This is a genomic window from Vibrio rotiferianus, assembly GCF_002214395.1.
Lineage (GTDB): Bacteria > Pseudomonadota > Gammaproteobacteria > Enterobacterales > Vibrionaceae > Vibrio > Vibrio rotiferianus.
The window spans coordinates 747,780-765,701 of record NZ_CP018311.1 but is presented as its reverse complement, the minus strand read 5'-3'; the positions used below and the strand labels follow the sequence as shown (position 1 = coordinate 765,701).

Below are 17,922 nucleotides of genomic sequence, written 5' to 3'. Positions count from 1 at the left end.
CGAGTCTAGACTCTACGAAAACACAGTCGAATTCTCCAGTACAACACGAAGTTGGGTTGTGAGATCGTGATGTTACGTCAAAGCTTCAACAAAAGGCGAAAATTTGATTTAACGAATGAGATTTATCGGTCGAGGGGGAATGCTGCACCTGCAACTTTCACATGAGATCACGTTTTATCTTATAAATTCTGAGATATCCATTAATAAGGTTGATTGTTAATTGAATCAGGGCTTGGTCTGTTTATGATGTTGGTTTTATATGTCAAATTGGCTAGGTCTCTGAAGGGCTCCTTCATGCCGCCATAAAGTGGAGTAGAAAGTGAAAAAATTATTATTGGCGGCTGCCGTCGTTGCAGCAGCGGGTGGGGCGGGTTATCTGTATCAAAACGAAGTTGCCCACAGCAGCGGTTCAGATGCATTGCTTGGTCAAGTTCCTGCGGATACGTTGTTGCTAACTTATCAAACAGAAGCATTTAATCACTATGAGTACTTAAATGCATTTGGTACTGCAGAGCAAGGCTCTTTTTCTGACTTGTTTGTGGGGGAAGAGTTAACTCCCGGACAGCAATTTGTTCTAAATTTCATTGATGCTTATTTGGAAAGCGCATCTTCGCCAGAAACGTTAAAAGCATTTCTAGGCACAGGCGATAAGATAAACCCAATTATTTACACTCTGGGTGCGGTTCCTGTATACAAGCTGCCGATTGAGACTCCTCAAGCCCTATGGAACACGCTTGATCAACAAGAACAAAAAGCAGGAATTAGCCATCAGAAAGTTAAACTCGGTACAGTGGAATATCGTCGTTATGAAGTCGCTGATGTACAAGATCCTCAAAAAGGTATGGGGCTTGTTGTCGCTGTTATTGATAACGTGTTAACCATCACTATCGATGTTCCGATGCTTGGTGAGGCTAATCCACTAAAAATGGCTTTAGGACTAGAAGCTCCAGCCCATAATATCCTCGACACAGGCCGACTTGCTGCGCTGCAATCAAAATATGGTAAAAGTGCAAACTCGTTCGGTTTAATTGATCATCAGCAGATCATCAAAGGCCTGACAACGGCAGATGGCAACTTGATGGCTCGTCAATTGAAGCTGTTCGAAAATGAACGAATGATGAAAGAGCTGCGCTCGCCTGCTTGTCATGCTGAATTTACCCAAATTGCTCAAAACTGGCCTCAGTCAGTAGTTTTTGCTGAATATACAGTAGAAAACGATAAAGCGCGCATTGATGGCGGTTTTGTCGTTGAATCTAAGAACCAAGTGATTCTTGAAGCACTACAGTCAATGCGTGGTGTCCTAGCTGAATCAAATGGTGAAAAGAGTATGTTTAGCGTGGCGCTGGGCTTGGATGTTGCAACGCTCGCGCCTGCGATTGGTAAGATTTGGACTGACCTAACGACTCCACAATATCAATGTTCAATTCTGGCAGAAGCGCAAAGAGAAATGCGTGGCCAAAACCCAGCTCCGGCTATTAGTATGGGCGCTGGTATGGCAAATGGCCTGAAAGGCTTAAGTATGGAAATGTTTGGCCTTGACGTGGATATGAACGGCCAATATGGCCCTGAATTAGGCCAATTGGATGCGCTTTTCTCTATCTCCGCAGACGATCCAAATATGTTGCTACAAACAGCACAAATGTTCATGCCGGAGTTGGCACAGATCCAAATCCAACCAGATAACCAACCAGTGAACATCGGTGGCTTGCTTGAACCATACGCAGGCAAACCAATGAATGTCTTTGCCCGCCTTAATGGTAGCCATCTAACACTTTACAGTGGTGATTCCGCAGCGGCGGCAAGTGAAAAAGTAATGGCTCAGCCGCTAACAGCGAATGGTCTACTGAGCTTCACTATGGACTCCGAGCGAGTATTGGAAGTGATTGAAACAGCATCTCAAGTTTCTGGAGAGCCTGTTCCTGAAGATGTAACAATGAGTCTGCAAAACCAATTAGTAGGAGGCATGGCAATAGATATCACTAAAGATGGTATTGCATTCGATTTTGATTATGTCAGCTCAACTAAACCACCAGTGAAAGTTGTTCAGCAGTAAGCTTTATTGGGCAAGTATTTATTTCCTTAATCAAAAGGCGACCTCAGTGTCGCCTTTTTTGTTTTTCTCAATATACGTACTTCAATTCTCTTCCTTTCATTCAAAAGTGGACACCAAATAAGATCGATAAAAATCAGTGGGATGGATCTTTTCTTCTCCTCAATGATCAAATGTGCCTTTACTAAAACTGTACGGTACAGTACAGTTTGTAAAAATCATTAAGTTGGGTTTCAAAAATGAAGAAGAAAGTCATTACGTTGTCGCTTGTTATTGGTTCGTTAGTCGCTGCAGGTTGTGCGTTATACCAACCTAATACAGTGACCACTGATAACGCTTATGTTCACTCGGATGTGACGGCGATTTCTCCGGAAGTCGGTGGGCAGGTAAGCCAACTTTTTGTCGAAGATAACCAGTGGGTAAGCAAAGGCGCACCACTGTTTTCGATTGATGATGAAGATTTCATTGCCAATCAAGAAATTGCGAAGTCGGCGTTAGATGTCGCAAAAGCTGCGCTGACCGCAAACCAAACCAAAACCGAAATGCAGCTGGTAAAGATCGAGCAGGCGAAGCAGGGCATTCACAGTGCAAGTGCAAACGCGGAACATCAAGCGGCGGAGTTCAAACGTCTGTCTCGTTTGGTACAAAAGCAGTCGGTGAGTAAAAACCAATTTGAAGCGCAAAGAACGCGTTCTATTGAAGCGGACAGCAACCTTGAAACTGCCAAGCTAGCGCTAGCCGCTGAACAGAAGCAGCTTGACGCGCTCGTGACAGAAAAGATGCAGCTAACCGCGCAACGCAAACAAGCCGAAGCGAACTTGAGACTGGTGAATATCGCCCTTGAGCGAACTATCGTTCGAGCACCTTTTGATGGTTATGTGGCAGACAGACAAGTGCAAGTGGGTAAGTTTGTTCAACCGGGCATGGGGTTGATTGTGATGGTGCCGGATTACGTTTGGATTGAGGCAAACTTCAAAGAGACTCAATTGGAAAACGTTGCACAAGGGCAAGACGTGGAAGTGGTGTTAGACATGTTCCCTGATCATCCATTGCATGGTCGTGTAACTTCCATAACCCCAGCAACAGGCGCGCAGTTTAGTTTACTGCCACCGCAAAATGCGACCGGTAATTTTGTGAAAGTAGTACAGCGCGTGCCAGTGCGTATCGAGTTGGATATTCCACAAGAGCTGAAACAGCGCATCTACCCTGGCTTGTCGGCTGAAGTGTCGATTGAGACCGCAACGCAAGGTTAATCGCCATGAAAACACGTTCACCATTGCTGATTTTTGCGCTGTTCGCCATTGCGGCTTTTGGGATCAATTCAGTGATGTTTACTGAGTTGTCCCACGAGATGGCAGCCACATCCGGCTTGTCCGCAGATGAAGTCGAGCTAGTAAAAATCGGCTTTATGATCACCCAAGTGTTGGGGTTTATGTTTACCCCAATCTTGGTGCGTAAGCTTGGTACGTCATTGCCATTACACTCTGCATTGCTGGTGGGTTTGGGAGCAAACCTTGCGCTCTATTGGACTGGTCAGCATGCGCTGCTATTCACGCTAACTTGGTTAGTAAGCGGCTTTTTCATGAGCATGTTATTGGTGGTGGTGAATCTTTATCTACTCAATACCTTTGAGCAGCGTTGGTTGCCTGCGATTATTGCGCTGACACTGATCTTCTCAACACTGTTACCAATGGGCGCTTATCCGTGGTTGGTGGCTGAGATTGTCGAAGTGTTTGGCTGGTCGTTTTTGAACGTTGTCTCGGCTTGGTTGTACTTTTCAGCTCTAGTGATGATCGGCCTGTACAAGCCTCAGGCGATTGAGATTGAAGCCAAGCCAAAATCTTCAGCTTCAGTTTACCTCGTACTCGCGTTAACGATGAGTTTGGTGGTGTTCCTACTAATGCGCGGCAGCTACTACAACTGGTTGGATTCAGACTGGTTTGTACAGGCTTCTTCTGTCGCTGCGGCACTGGTTTTGTTGGCGGTGTATCAGTTGGTGAAAACGCGCCATTTGGATACTGCCTCGATGCAATTGCACGGCAAGTTGAAGACCAACGTGTTTATGTACAACGCCTTTCTTGCGGGCTTTGCCGTGATGGCAAGTACAGTGCTGTTTGCCAACTTCCTAAAAATGGCGATGCACTATAACAGCCTCAATGCGGGCTATGCACAGTTGCCATCGTTTTACGCCATGTTGGTCGGCATGCTGGTGAGTGTGTTGGTGTATTATTTCCGCCGTCCGCTAGCGGATGCAGTGGTGCCTTTTGGCGTGCTGATGATTCTGCTGTCGGTACACGAGTTCAGCCAATTACCAAGCTTTGTTGGTACTGAGTCACTACCCATTCCAATGCTGCTGCGCGGTTTTGGTGTTGGCTTGTTGAATGTGTCGGTGACGATTGCGGTGTTGATGTACTTCCAAGTAGGACAGCGCTTAGAGGGCATTGCTAACTTCTATCTGTTCCGAACCATGGGCGGGGTGATTGGCGGGGCGTTTTTTTCTCGTGTGATTCAAAGCCACAGCGCACAAGCATCGGGTGAAATCGGTCGCACACTGGACGGTTCAAACCATGTGTTTTCGGCTTACGAACAGGCATTGAGCAGTGCGATTTTGACTCATGGTCGCTTACCTAATCCGGCGCTCGGCATGAGCCAGATTAGTGCTGTTGTGAAGGAGCAAGCAACGACATTGGCGCTGAGTAATTCGTTGGTGATGTTTATTGTCTCTATTTTTGCCCTTGCGCCAATCTTGTTGATTGGTAAGAAACTAGCTGCAAAACAAGAAGCGCACTGAGGCTAAGTAAAATAGCCCTGACAGCTAGGTAACCAGACAGCTAGGTAACTAGGCAGCGCAGTAAAAGTAACAAAGGGAGCCAATGTGCTCCCTTTGTGTTTTTAGGTTTGAGATTCTTATCGCTGGTACAACGTGAGGAATGCCGCCACGGCTTTTTGTGTATGCGAATCCAATTCTGCGTCGCTTAAGAAATCAAAGCCCATCAGTGCCATATTCTGGTAATCCATTTTGATCAGCGCGAGTAGCTGACCACAGGCTAGATCGGCATCGTCGATGTGAAGCTGCTGGCTAATGGTGTCGGTTTTTAAAAACTCAATTAAGTATTGGTGAATACGTTGCGGTCCGGTTTGCCAAAACTGATTTGGAACCGAGTCATGTTTGTTGAAGTCGGCAGACACGATGCGATAAAGCGATAAGATTGGGTTAGAGCAAATGCCACGTAGATACTTTTGGGCGAAGTCTTCTAAGGTATCTCTTAGTGGTTCATTCTGTTTATCGGCAAGTTGGAAAACGGATTCTAGGCTGATCTTGGTGTTATGCGCGAGCACTTCAACAAACAACCCTTCTTTATTGGAAAAGTAACGATACAGGGTCTGTTTTGAACCACCACAAATTGAAACGATTTGATCGAGTGACGTGTCCTTGTAACCCTGTTCAATAAACAGTTCGGTCGCTACTTCGATGATTCGAGTTCTTTTCTTTTCAGTAGATGCGCGCATAACTAAATCAGCCTAAATAAAACTGTTCAGTACAGTACCATTATTGCCGCTGAGACACACCGCTTTTCCGCGTTTAACGCTTCTTCTGTGACCAAAATTAAAAAAGGCGACACGAGGTCGCCTTTGAAATCAAACTGGTTACGTTAACGTCGGTAGTACAACGAAATACGGTTGCCGTTAATCTCTTGCACGATAAATGGAATCTCGTAAATGTCGCTCAGCACTTCGGCATCAATCACTTCTTCAACCAAGCCCGCTTTAATGACTTCACCAAGTTTCATCGCTACGATGTGGTCGGAATAACAAGAGGCAAAGTTGATGTCGTGAATTACGATTACTACGGCTTTGTTCTTCATTTCTGCTAGCTTGCGAAGCGTACTCATGATGTCGACGGAGTGTTTGATGTCGAGGTTATTCAGTGGCTCATCCAAGAAGATGTAGTCGGTATCTTGCGCCACCACCATAGCAATAAATGCCATTTGACGTTGCCCGCCCGACAGTTGGTCGATAAAGCGATCTTTCAAATGGTCGATTTCTAGATGTTGCATTGATTCACCAATGATGCGGTGATCTTCTTCTGTCAGACGACCTTGCGAGTATGGGAAGCGACCAAACGCCACCAAGTCACGTACCGTAAAGCGCATGTTGATGTTGTTTGACTGGCGCAGCACTGATAGGCGCTTTGCCAAGTCTTCGGTGTTCCATTGATCAAGCGGTTTATCACCAATCACGACGCTACCAGCATCGCTTTCTGTTAGTCGGCTCGCCATCGACAGTAGGGTACTTTTACCCGCGCCATTCGGACCAATAATGCTAGTTACTTTACCCAGTGGAAAAAGGGCATCGGCGTTTTTTACCACGTATTTTTCGTTGTATTTTTTGCTAAGACCTTGAATACGGATCATGTGATAAACCCTTAATCGAATTTGTTTTTCATAAGCAGAAGCAAGAAGTAGCCGCCGCCGATAAAGTTGATAATAACGCTGATGGTGGTGTCGAAATCGAACAGGTTCTCTACCACCCATTGACCGCCTGACAGCAGTACAACTGACAGTACTGAGCTTGCGACAATCAATAAGCGATGCTGGTAGCCTGTGAAGATTTGGCGAGCCAGAGCCACAACAATCAAGCCAAAGAACAAGATTGGACCAATCAACGCGGTCGAGATAGACACCATCAAAGTAATGATGAACATGACTTGCATGGTCAGTTTGTGGGTATCCACACCTAGGCTTTTCGCATTATCGACACCAAGCCACATTACGTCTAATTTGTGGGCAATACGCATTAGGTACGCGCCACACAGCAGCATCGGAACCACACACCAGTACACCAATTCACTGTTGATGTTGTTAAAGCTCGCGAACATAGAACTTTGGATGAAGGTGAACTCATCTGGGTCGGTGATCATGGTGAAGAAGCCGGTGACGCTATTGAACAAGCTGCTCAGTACGATACCAATCAACAACAAGGTGAAGATATTGCGCTGACGACCACGGAAGTAGAAGCTGAACAAGGTCATTGCACAAACAATCATGATGCCAGTCGACAACACGAAGTTGAGTTTGCTGTTGATGACTAAAGTACTCAAGCCGCCAAACATTACTACAAGCAGCACTTGAATCATCACGTACATGGAATCAAAACCCAGAATCGAAGGGGTGAGGATTCGGTTGTTGGTGATGGTCTGGAAAATCAGTGACGACGATGCAATCGCCATCGCTGCCAAGACAATCGCCAGTACTTTCGGGATGCGACGTGACAAGAAGAACTGGTAGTTATCTGGCGTTAAGCCCTTGCCGATGAACACAGCACAAATCAAAACCGCCGCGATTGCCAGCAGCGTTACTTTCATAGAATCACGCATTTGATTTGTCTCTCAGAACTAGGTAAATGAAGATTGAGCCACCCAAGATGCTGATGATCATCGAAATTGGAATCTCGTAAGGGAAGATAATGAGGCGACCGAGGATGTCGCAAGTAAGCACCAAAATCACGCCTGCGTATGCGGTCCAAGGTAAGTTGCGACGCATGTTGTCACCAATGAACAGCGACACAAGGTTTGGCACGATAAGCCCAAGAAACGGGATCATACCAACGATCATCACCACCGATGACGACAGCACAGCCACAAGAATGACACCGACTAAAACAATGCGTTGGTAGTTCAAACCGATGTTCTTAGCAAAGCTCTCACCTACGCTTGCCGCGCTAAAGCGGTTGGCGTAAGCGTAAGCCAGAACCGAGACCGGAAGAGCGAGATATAAGAATTCGTAGTTACCACGCAATACCGATGCGAAGTTAGCCACCGTCCAAGAACCAAGGGTCTGTACTAGGTCGTATTTGTAGGCAATAAAGGTGGTCATGGATGACACCACGTTGCCGTACATGATGCCTATCAGCGGGACGAGCACGGTGTTCTTAAACTTCAAACGTTGCAAGAAGCGCACGAAGATCACCGTACCAATCACAGAGAAGGCGAAGATGGTGATCAGGTGCACCCAACTGCTCATGTCTGCAAACAGAATCAGCGCGACGATGTAGCCGAACATCGCCCAATCGACGGTACCCGTAGTAGATGGGGCAGCAAAACGGTTTTGTACGATCTGCTGCATGATCAAACCAGCGATACTCAAGCCTGAGCCAGCTAAGACGATGGCCAACAAGCGGGGTAATCGGCTAACCAGCAAGATGTTCAAACTGTGGCTGTCACCGGCCAAAATCTGCGAGAGAGAAACGTTCGCCACTCCAACCAGCAAAGAGGCGCAGGCGAGTACGACGAGCAACAAAAAAGCCAAGATATGATGTAATTTCATGGTGTATTTATAGGGTGATAAAAACAACAATGACCTTTCGCACCGTGAAGCGGGAAAGGTCATCTTTTAGAGTGAGCAAGAACCTAATCTATTAGGGTCTGTTGACCTTTCGTGATGATTTTTGCAGCAATTTGTAGGTGTTTTATACAAGGCAGAGGCTTTGATATGTAGCTGTTCTACCTGATAAGCCGATAACGCAGTAGAAAGCACCTACAAACGCTGCCCAAAGGGTTCGGTTAAAAGCGTTTTACTCTTTGTTGAGTCAATTTTACTTAGAACTACTAGGCTTCAATCGACTCGCCGCGATTAAAACGCTTTTATCTCGAACAAAATTTAACCACGAAAGATAAACAGACCCTAGTTAGCAATGACTTGGTTCAGCTCTTTAATCATGGTTTGCGTCGATTGGTAGCCACCTGCGGTTAAGTACCAAGCCGCTGGGTCCATAAACAGCACGCGGTTGTTTTTCGCCGCTGGTGTGGACTTCACGAGATCGTTGTCGAACAACTGTTTTGCTTTACCACTGCTCTGACCGATCGCTTGTTCGCGGTCAAGGATAAGCAGTACTTCAGGTTGGGCATCAGCGATGTATTCGAATGAAATCAAGTTACCGTGAGTACGTGGTACAGATTTAACGTTCTCAGAAGTCGAAGTCGCAAAGCCTGCTTCTTCATACACGAATGAGAAACGGCTGTTGGTGCCAAACATCTCCAAGCTGTTACCGCTGTTTGAGACCGTTAGTGTGCGTCGTGGTTGTTCTTCTACTTTTGCGTGAAGATGGTCGATTTGCTCTTGAACATCTTCGATTAACTGCTCTGCTTGTTCTTCTTTGTCGAAGATGTCACCTAGCGTGCGCCAGTGTTCTTGGGTTGTTTTCCAGTAGTCGGTGGTGTCGATACGGAACATGTAAGTTGGTGCTATGTCGCTCAGATCTTTGTAGATATCTGCCATGCGACCTTCAGCGATGATCAGGTCTGGCTTGAGCGTAAACAGCGTCTCGAAGTTCACTTCTTTCACGCTACCCGTATTCACAAACGAGTCGATTTGGAATTTTTCTAGTGATTTTGGCAGCAGTGTTTTTGGCATGCCGACAGGTGTTACGCCCAAAGCATCGATGTAGTCTAAACTGCCGTAGCCTAGAACAACGACGCGTTGTGGAACGCCATCAATGTCTACAGTGCCCAAGCTGTGTTGGTAGGTTTTAGCCATTGCCCCCATAGGAGCCAATGCAAGCAGCAAAGCTCCCGTTGCTACGCGAAGAGAAGTTTTACCCAACATAATGATTTCCAAAAGGTGCGGTGCAATCTCGCATTAGTGCTTTAAAAACAAATAGTGCTTTAAAAAATCGAGCGCGAGATTAGTCGTAAAGCGGTATAACTTATTTGATTAAAATCAAATAAGAATGATTATTGATTGCAGACACATTAGCAGATAGTCTATATGCAGCAACAGAATTAGCGGAATAGTGAGTATTCAAAAAATGAATTTAGCTCAAGTCGACTTGAACTTATTGTTTATTCTCAAACACCTACTTGAAGAGAAGCATGTTTCTAACACCGCGGTATCGCTCAATATGAGCCAACCGTCGGTGAGCCGCTCTTTACAAAAACTCAGAAACTTGTTCAACGATGAGCTGTTAGTACGTACTGCACACGGCTACGAATTGACCCCAAAAGCCGAAGTGATCAAGCAAGATTTGAACACCGTTCTAACCGGGCTAGAAAAGCTGATGTACGGTCAGTCATTTGTGCCAGAAAAGAGCAACGGGACGATCCGTTTTTACGGCTTGGTTCCGCAGGTGATTTTCTTACTACCACCGATCGTTTCACGCATCCGAGAAGAAGCGCCGAACATGATTGTCGATATCGATTCCATCCCGAAACGCCACTTCGATGGCTTGATCGCAGGGGATGTGCATTTTGTGCTCTCAACTGCCGAGCCACCTAGCTCTGAGCAGAATTTGTACCGCATGAAAATTGCCAATCGCGACTACCGATTCTTGATGAGCGAAACCCATACACTTGCCCATGTTGAAGAACTGACGGTAGAGATGTTACTTGATTGCAACTTCGGTCAAATCTCACTTCAAGGGGGCAAAACACTGTCGATTTATCACCGTTTTGTCGAGCTTGGCGTGGTGGATAAAAAACGCCAATTATCGATTCCTGTTCAGCTTTCAAACTTCAATGCTGCGCCAGCGATTGCTGAGCAAACGGATGTGATTTTCCACTTGCCAACGCCGTTTGCGGAAGACGCTTGTCAGGGAAGAAAGCTGATCACGAAAACCGTACCGAAAGCGATTCGAATGAGTGAAGAGTCGGTCTATTTGTACTGGCATAAGCGCTATCATAACGACCCGATGTGTAATTGGGTTAAGTCATTATTTAAAGAAATATATGGCTCAACTGAGAGTGAATGGTAAAGAATATTATTATTCATAATTGACATAGTCGTAATAGCTTCGGCAAATGCTCGGTTGCTTGTCTTCGCCAAACAAAGGCTATTTAATGCGAACCATTATCATTATAAGTTCCATTAAAAGTTTATAGGTTTTTACCATGTCGAAGACGACTCCGTTTGCGCCAAAACCATTAGCAGTGGTGATCGGTGCGCTATGTACCTCTTTTCCCGTCTTTGCTGATACAACGCCAATCGAAACCGATGAGCAGCTTGTTGTAACAGCAACTCGTACCCAGATGGAGCTGAAAGACGCTCCAGCTTCTATGTCGGTGATCACCGCTGAAGACATCGAAAACGATCCAGGTGTCACGCTGGCAGACATCGTGTCTAACGCAACCAGCGTTGAATCGGATTTTGACAGCACACGTGCAGGCCGTCAGCAAATCTCGATTCGTGGTATGGACTCTAAGTACACACTGATCATGGTAAATGGCCGTCGTATGAGCTCGGCAAGTGCGATTGTACGTGGTAACGACTTCGATCTTTCTGCCATTCCAATGGATTCGATTGAGCGAGTAGAGATCATCCGTGGTCCTATGTCGGCGCTTTACGGCTCTGATGGTATGGGCGGTACGATCAACATTATCACTAAGTCACCAAGCAACGATTGGAGCTCGCAACTTAGCTTAGACAACACAACGCCAAACGATGGCAATGGTGGTCAAGAGTACACAGTGGGTCTAACAACGTCTGGTGCATTGATTGACGACAAGCTATTCGCACGCTTCTCTGCATCTCAAACGAGCCGTAACGCATGGCAACCATATTCTGGTGAGAAAGGTGGCATCGATCGCGAAGAGGTGACGGCATTAGAAGGTCGTGACAGCTTAGCGTTGTTTGGTACGCTTTCTTGGCACCTTGCGGATAACCAATTTATCGATCTTGACCTTGGTTACAGTGACGACGAGCGCGATACCGCAGCAGAAAGTGGCACAACGATTCTATTCTCTGAATCTCGCGTTAAACGTAACAGCCAAGCCTTATCTCATACCGGTTTTTGGTCTTGGGGTGATACGCAAGTTCGTTACTCACGTGAAAATGTGGAGAACATTGAAGCGGCGAACAATGGTGCTGATTCGATTGAAGAGCTGACACAAATCTTTGAAGCATCAGCCTCGACGGACCTCGGCGATAGCCACACGGTAACCTTTGGTGTGGATTACCAAACTAGCCAGCTTACTAACCCAGAGCATATTAAGGGCAACAAAGCAGAGGCATACCAAGGTGCCGTATTCGTTCAAGACCAATGGGAAATGACCGATACGCTGATGGCAACGATTGGCGGCCGTCTCGATAAGCACGAGCACTACGGCGAAGAGTTCAGTCCGCGTGTGTACCTAGTACACCAAACAACGGATGACTTGGTACTGAAAGGTGGTGTAGGTAAAGCGTTTAAAGCACCAACCATGACGCAAAACCATCCGGATTTCTCGATGAACAGCTGTAAGGGCAACTGTAACATCGTAGGTAACGAAGATCTGGAAGCAGAAACCAGCGTGAACTACGAGTTCTCGGCATTGTATAGCGGTCGTAACTGGAACCTAGAAGGTGCCGTATTCCGTAACGAAATCGAAAACTTAATCGAACAAACGGATATTTCTTGTGAAGTAGGTACGTGGTCGAGTGCAGTAATGAGCTGTATTGATGACATTGGCGACCCAATTGATCGTGAACTGTCTAACCCGTACAAGTCTTACCAAAACGTATCGAAAGCCGTTATTCAAGGTGTGGAGCTAACCGGTAGCATTCAGTTCAATGAGCAATGGGCAATGTCAGGTAACTACACTTACTTAGACACAGAAGATAAGTCGACAGGTGAAGAGTTGAATGAGCGTTACAAACATTCTGCGTTTGCTCGTCTAAACTGGTACCCGATTCAAGACTTGAACCTGTTTGCCAGCGCGCGCTACCGTGGTGAGCGTAAGATTGATTCTCAGCTAACCCAAGACGCTTACACCACAATGGATTTGGGCACGGTTTACCATGTGAACGATGCGCTGCGCATTCGTGCGGGGATCACCAACCTAACCGATGAAAGTGTCTCTAGAGAGCTAGAAAACATTGGTTATGTCGAAGCGCCACGTACTTACTACGTCGGTATGACGGCAGATTTCTAAGCTCTTAGTTGAGTCCTTAAGAATTAGTTTGAAAGTAAATACGCCCACTCGGCTTGAGTGGGCGTTTTCATTAAGTTCTTTGAGCCACTTTCTGAATCACAAACGCTTGGCACTGATTAAACTCTGCGAAAGCTTGTAACTCTTCTTCTAATGCGACGAAAAACGCTTCTCTACCTTTGAGCGAAGGCTCGGTGACTAGGTTGACAACATTCAGCGTCGAACTCGCTTTATCCACTTTGCAGTCGGCGCGCGCGACCAGTGTCCCATCCCACAATATTGGCAAACAAAAGTAACCGAACTGGCGTTTTGGCTCAGGAACATAGCACTCTAGCAAGTAATCAAAGTTGAAAATTGCACTGGCGCGTTTTCGTTGGATAAGCAGGTTGTCAAATGGTGAGAGGATTTTAGCGCGTTTGCGATTGAGCCGTTTGTCGAGCAAGTTCAGTGCATCGCTACAGGCATAATAAGCTGAATTGTTGATGCTAATGACTTCTATTTCACCCAAATCGACCAATTCGGACAGAGCTTGTTGAACCTGCTTCTTAACCCCTTTCAGTAGGTAAACCATTTCAGGTAAAGTACCGAACCCATGAGATTTAAGATAGTTGAGGACTAAGAATCGCGCGTGTTCTTGCTCGGTTGGCATTGATGTATCAACGTCTTGAGGCAGAACATGTGAGGTCAGGTCGTACACTTTCTGGAAACCGCGACGTTCGCTTATCATCAAATCGCCCTGCATGTATAAGTTCTCTAGGGCGCGTTTGGTTGGCTTGGTGTTCCAGCCATCGGTCTTATAGTTGGCGGATTCGAAGTCCTTTGCCATAAGCGGACCTTCTTGCGAGATTCTCTCCAAGATAGACGCCATCAAGTCGTGGTCTTTTTTGTACCAATGCTTTTGCTGATCAGATTTGATCGCCGCTTTGCGAGGTAAGCTATGACGGTATTGCGACATCGGTAAATACGCCGCCGCATGAGACCAATATTCGAAGACTTTCTTCTCTGCTACCAGTTGGTCTAAGTGCTCAAGTTGGTAGCTTGGGTTTCGGCTCCACAAAGTATGATGATGAGCGCGTTGAACTACAGAAATCGTATCAATCTGCACATAGCCCAGCTGTTCAAAGACGGCTAAGGTTTTAGCTTTAGCGCTGCCTTTGTTGCTTGCTAATGGCAATCCTTGAGAGATTAATGCCAGTTTCTGTGCTTGGGCGAGAGTGAGTGATTTCATGTCGTTATCTGTCTTCCTTGTTACTTTCTCTATTGCCCGGGAGCTATTGCTCTGAAGGTTGCTCAGTGGCAAAGCCACGTAAGATGTTAGTCAGCGTAATAGTCGCGAAGACCACAATCACTAATGATAGGTGCCATGCTTGGCTTAAACCCAACTGTACGAGTGCCATACTCACTACTGATGACACCACCATTTGGCCGCCGCCCGACATCGCTGCAGCTGCCCCCGCTTGCTTCTTATAGGGTTGCATTACCATGGCTTGAGCACAAGGTAGAGCGATAGCATTGCCTAAAATCATTAGCAGCTGACCAAGCATTAAATACAACGGCTCAACAGGGCAGAAGAACAGCCACATTGCCGAGCTTAAGTGCAGGATTGGTGTTGCTAAGAGCATCTTCTTCGTTCCGATGATTGGGCGCACACGGTTACAGATACTGGTGCCGCAAATCATGCCGAATGCTGGAATCAGCGCCCACATCGCGTATTGATCAGATGTCATGCCAATTTGGTTTTGCATGATAAAAGGCATTACCGAAACGGTGGTGATCATCAAGCTGAAGTTAAGCCAACCAATACTGGCAAAGCTCATAAAGTAACGAGATGTCAGCAGATCACGATATTGCAGCAGCATTTTCTTTGGTGAGGGCAGTGCCGAGGTTTGTGTAACGGTTTCTTTAAAGCGCACGACAATCACAATCCAAGCCAGCGACACATAACCCAGTAATGAAATGAACACCATGGTCCAGCCGAAGTGGGCGTTAATAAAACCACCAATAACGGGTGCAACCAACGGTGTGATCGAAGCAGCCATCGCAATGTAGGACAGTGCGATTGGCAGGTCAGGACCATTGAAGCGGTCACGAGTTGACGCACGGGCTAGCACCGCACAGCAGCCAGTCCCCAACCCTTGCAGAAAACGGCCTGCAATCATGCCTGTGAATGTGTGGCTGAGGAAGATGATCATCAGCAGACCGAGCATGGCAATTAACAGCCCAGCCAACAACACCTTTTTACGGCCCAACGCATCGGATACTGGGCCATAGATAAACTGTGAAGGACCGAAGCCAAGTAAATAAACACTGACTAGGAGCTGAGCTTGGTCGAGGGAAATATCGAAATCTTTCGCGATCCAAGGTAGAGATGGAAATACCAAGCCCATGCTGAGCTGACCAACACTGATGATCAAACACGCTAGCAAGATGGTTTTAAATTCGAACGGTCGACTCATGATTTTTCACCATCACCACGGCGACGCAAGCTCCCTTCTTCATCAAAATCATTCAGTTTTGCTTTCACTCGCTTTACCGTGGATAAGCTCACGTCACACTGTTCTGCCACATTTTGTAGTGTGTTACCTTCCAGAAGAAGAGTAGCGATATGTTGATGTTTCGCTCTGTCTGCTGGACGACCACGGAACTTTTGTTTCCACATTTCAGGGTTGTCTTTAAGTGCCTTACGGCCTTGTGCTGCGGCAAATAAACGGTGTTGAGTTTGCACTTGCCCATAACCAGAAAGCAGAGAGAGTAATGTTTGGGTTTGAACTGAATTTGGTTCAAATGTCAGTGGTTCACAAACGGTTTTTAGGATGACACCTTTATCAAGCAGTGTCTGAATTGTGCTCAATGCTTGGCTGAAGTCCCGGCCAAAGGCGGTTAGCCACCAAAGTACCACCGTGTCACCGGATTGAGTGGTGTTTAAGAGTTGTTGAAAGGCTTGTCGCTCGGCTGGTGGTGTGCAGCCGCGAACTTTATCTTCAAGAAGTGTCGCTTCTGGGGCAACGGTTTTAAGAGCTTCAAGTTGCTCGGGATAAGCTTGGTTTTTGGGTGAGCGGCGCGTATAGATAAAGGTATTCATGGTCGTAAAGTGCCTCTTATGAATGGTTCATATACTGTGATGGCTCATAAATATACATTGGTTCATTAATCCTTACAACACCAAATGAACCAAATTGAAAGTGGTAGAATCGTATCTCTATGATCAATAAATAAAAACTAGCCGAAAAAACAGGCTAGTTTTTGTTTTCGAGATTAGACGGCTACGGTTTATTGCAATAAGAAATAAGGAGTATTGACGTAAGCGTGTCCTGCTGAAATCGCATAAGGTAATACGACTTTACCAACGGAGACCGCCGTGTTGACCAGTGGTTGAACGTTAATATTGGCATTCATCAAAGTAGGACGAACGTTGGGTGCCAAGCGATAGTGACCGGGCGTTGAAACGCACCCAGAAAGTGTCGATGTAAGCAGTAGTGCGATGATGATTGATTTGATGGCTTTCATAGTGCTGACTCTCAAAAATGGTATCTTGGCTCTGGTTTTGATTGTTGGGATGAGCCTTGGTTGAGAGCAAGATTGCCTGAGTCGAACAAACGGCACCATCAATGCTCAAAAAGTCATAGCGCACAAGACTAAAAGTAACACTAGGCGTTACTAAGCATTAGGTTTTGCGAGGGGAGTCCCTATAAAAGCCCCCTAAATGAGATTTTTCGGGCTTTGGAAGGGAGCGGAAAACAGTAAAAAAAGCCAGAATGAAACCGCCCATTCTGGCTACGAGCCAAACGAAGGTGCTCAAAACACAATCTGGAGGCAGATTGCTTACATGGAACGTACGGTCAGTGGTCGGCGGCGACCAATCTTAGTTAGGGCGAGTTGCCATAAACTCAAATCTCGTGAGCGAAAGGCGCCAGCACAGCTGAGCAAGTAGTATTTCCACATGCGGTAGAAATCTTCACTGTAATCGCCTTTGATATGATTCCAAGATTGTTGGAAGTTGGAGAACCAGCACATCAGGGTTTTGTCGTAGTCTTCACCGAAATTGTGCACATCTTCGATGTTGAATCGGTCTTCCATCGCCTCTGCGAGGTTCTTCATCGATGGAATAACGCCATTTGGGAAGATGTATTTCGAGATCCACGGGTCCGATGCGGTAGTGCTGTGGTGTGAACCAATGGTGTGCAGCAAGAACACGCCATCGTCTTTCATGAAGCGCTCTGCACACTCGAAGTATTCTGCGTAGTTCTTCGGTCCCACGTGTTCAATCATACCGATAGACACGATACGATCGTATTGCACGGTGGGCTTGAACTCGCGGTAGTCCTTCAAAATGAAGTTCGCGACTACGCCGTTTTCTATTGCCAGTTTGCTGCCGAGCTTTTTCTGCTCTTTGGATAGAGTCAGACCATCGCAAATCACGCCATACTTCTTCGCTGCGTAAATCATAAAACTGCCCCAACCACAGCCAATATCGAGGATACGCATTCCCGGTTGCAGATCGAGCTTACGACAAATCAAATCCATTTTATGTTCTTGCGCTTCGTCTAACGTTGCAGCTCGGTTCCAATATCCGCAGGTGTAGGTCATGCGTGAATCGAGCATCTTTTGGTAAAGCTTATTGCCGATGTCGTAATGGTGCGGTACATCGAATTTACAACGCTCAATGCTTTGTGGGTTAACCCAGCTTTTCAATTTTAGTTTCGCAGCGGAAGAGGCGAACTTGAGCTTTTCAGCCAGTCCTAATTTGCCTTCAATATCGTTTAAAAGTACGCGTTCAAAGAACTGATCCAAGCGGCTGCAATCCCACATCTTGGACATGTACGCTTCCCCTAAACCCAAGGAGCCTGACTGCATCACAAGCTCATACACTTTTGGGTTAAACACTTGGATATCCCACGGTTTAGAACCATTGATGGTGATACCTGCTGGGGCTAACGCCTCTTTAAATATTTCTTCTAGTTTGTTCATACTA

The 17,922-nt window shown here is 46.3% G+C and carries 15 protein-coding genes; 5 read left to right on the top strand and 10 right to left on the bottom strand.

Translation table 11 applies throughout. The features are described from left to right. The first annotated feature begins 319 nt into the window (after nt 1-319). The 3 genes from BSZ04_RS03595 (at nt 320) to BSZ04_RS03585 (ending at nt 4,841) form a co-directional block, all read left to right on the top strand. A complete protein-coding gene (locus BSZ04_RS03595; RefSeq protein ID WP_088879562.1) occupies nt 320-2,053 on the top strand; it encodes a hypothetical protein in 1,734 nt (577 codons plus the stop codon). 236 nt (nt 2,054-2,289) lie between these two features. After that, a complete protein-coding gene (locus BSZ04_RS03590; RefSeq protein WP_088879561.1) occupies nt 2,290-3,303 on the top strand; it encodes an HlyD family secretion protein in 1,014 nt (337 codons plus the stop codon). A 5-nt stretch (nt 3,304-3,308) separates the two neighbouring features. Then, complete coding sequence (locus BSZ04_RS03585) at nt 3,309-4,841, top strand: MFS transporter (RefSeq protein WP_088879560.1); 1,533 nt, start codon at nt 3,309-3,311, stop codon at nt 4,839-4,841. Between the two features lie 116 nt (nt 4,842-4,957). Here BSZ04_RS03585 and BSZ04_RS03580 read toward each other — a convergent pair whose 3' ends face one another. The 5 genes from BSZ04_RS03580 to BSZ04_RS03555 form a co-directional block, all read right to left on the bottom strand. Continuing rightward, complete coding sequence (locus BSZ04_RS03580) at nt 4,958-5,560, bottom strand: TetR/AcrR family transcriptional regulator (protein ID WP_088879559.1); 603 nt, start codon at nt 5,558-5,560, stop codon at nt 4,958-4,960. Between the two features lie 143 nt (nt 5,561-5,703). Further along, nucleotides 5,704-6,465: an iron ABC transporter ATP-binding protein gene (locus BSZ04_RS03575; protein WP_088879558.1), complete on the bottom strand. Its 762-nt coding sequence runs from the start codon at nt 6,463-6,465 to the stop codon at nt 5,704-5,706. An 11-nt stretch (nt 6,466-6,476) separates the two neighbouring features. Then, a complete protein-coding gene (locus BSZ04_RS03570; RefSeq protein ID WP_088879557.1) occupies nt 6,477-7,427 on the bottom strand; it encodes an iron chelate uptake ABC transporter family permease subunit in 951 nt (316 codons plus the stop codon). After that, nucleotides 7,420-8,376, bottom strand: coding sequence for an ABC transporter permease (locus BSZ04_RS03565; protein WP_088879556.1), 957 nt, complete (start codon nt 8,374-8,376; stop codon nt 7,420-7,422). The genes BSZ04_RS03570 and BSZ04_RS03565 overlap by 8 nt, the downstream gene beginning before the upstream one ends. A 357-nt stretch (nt 8,377-8,733) precedes the next feature. Further along, nucleotides 8,734-9,654 (bottom strand): siderophore ABC transporter substrate-binding protein, encoded by a 921-nt coding sequence (locus tag BSZ04_RS03555; protein WP_088879555.1) that lies wholly within the window; start codon nt 9,652-9,654, stop codon nt 8,734-8,736. Between the two features lie 202 nt (nt 9,655-9,856). On the opposite strand from BSZ04_RS03555, the gene BSZ04_RS03550 reads away from it, so the two are divergent. Both BSZ04_RS03550 and BSZ04_RS03545 read left to right on the top strand, forming a co-directional pair. Beyond that, entirely contained in the window at nt 9,857-10,798 is a 942-nt protein-coding gene (locus BSZ04_RS03550) for a LysR family transcriptional regulator (protein WP_088879554.1), read from the top strand. Nucleotides 10,799-10,934: 136 nt separating this feature from the next. Beyond that, nucleotides 10,935-12,953 (top strand): TonB-dependent receptor domain-containing protein, encoded by a 2,019-nt coding sequence (locus BSZ04_RS03545; protein ID WP_088879553.1) that lies wholly within the window; start codon nt 10,935-10,937, stop codon nt 12,951-12,953. A 70-nt stretch (nt 12,954-13,023) separates the two neighbouring features. Here BSZ04_RS03545 and BSZ04_RS03540 read toward each other — a convergent pair whose 3' ends face one another. From BSZ04_RS03540 to cfa, 5 genes are all read right to left on the bottom strand, one after another. After that, nucleotides 13,024-14,178: a winged helix-turn-helix domain-containing protein gene (locus BSZ04_RS03540; RefSeq protein WP_088879552.1), complete on the bottom strand. Its 1,155-nt coding sequence runs from the start codon at nt 14,176-14,178 to the stop codon at nt 13,024-13,026. 43 nt (nt 14,179-14,221) lie between these two features. After that, nucleotides 14,222-15,406 carry a multidrug effflux MFS transporter gene (locus tag BSZ04_RS03535; RefSeq protein WP_088879551.1) on the bottom strand — a complete coding sequence of 395 codons (1,185 nt, stop codon included), beginning with the start codon at nt 15,404-15,406 and terminating at the stop codon, nt 14,222-14,224. After that, nucleotides 15,403-16,032, bottom strand: a complete 630-nt coding sequence (locus tag BSZ04_RS03530; protein ID WP_088879550.1) for a recombinase family protein — start codon at nt 16,030-16,032, stop codon at nt 15,403-15,405. The genes BSZ04_RS03535 and BSZ04_RS03530 overlap by 4 nt, the downstream gene beginning before the upstream one ends. Before the next feature lie 188 nt (nt 16,033-16,220). Further along, nucleotides 16,221-16,457 (bottom strand): hypothetical protein, encoded by a 237-nt coding sequence (locus tag BSZ04_RS03525; RefSeq protein WP_088879549.1) that lies wholly within the window; start codon nt 16,455-16,457, stop codon nt 16,221-16,223. A 315-nt stretch (nt 16,458-16,772) separates the two neighbouring features. Next, entirely contained in the window at nt 16,773-17,918 is a 1,146-nt protein-coding gene (cfa, locus tag BSZ04_RS03520; RefSeq protein WP_088879548.1) for a cyclopropane fatty acyl phospholipid synthase, read from the bottom strand. Between the last annotated feature and the right edge of the window lie 4 nt (nt 17,919-17,922).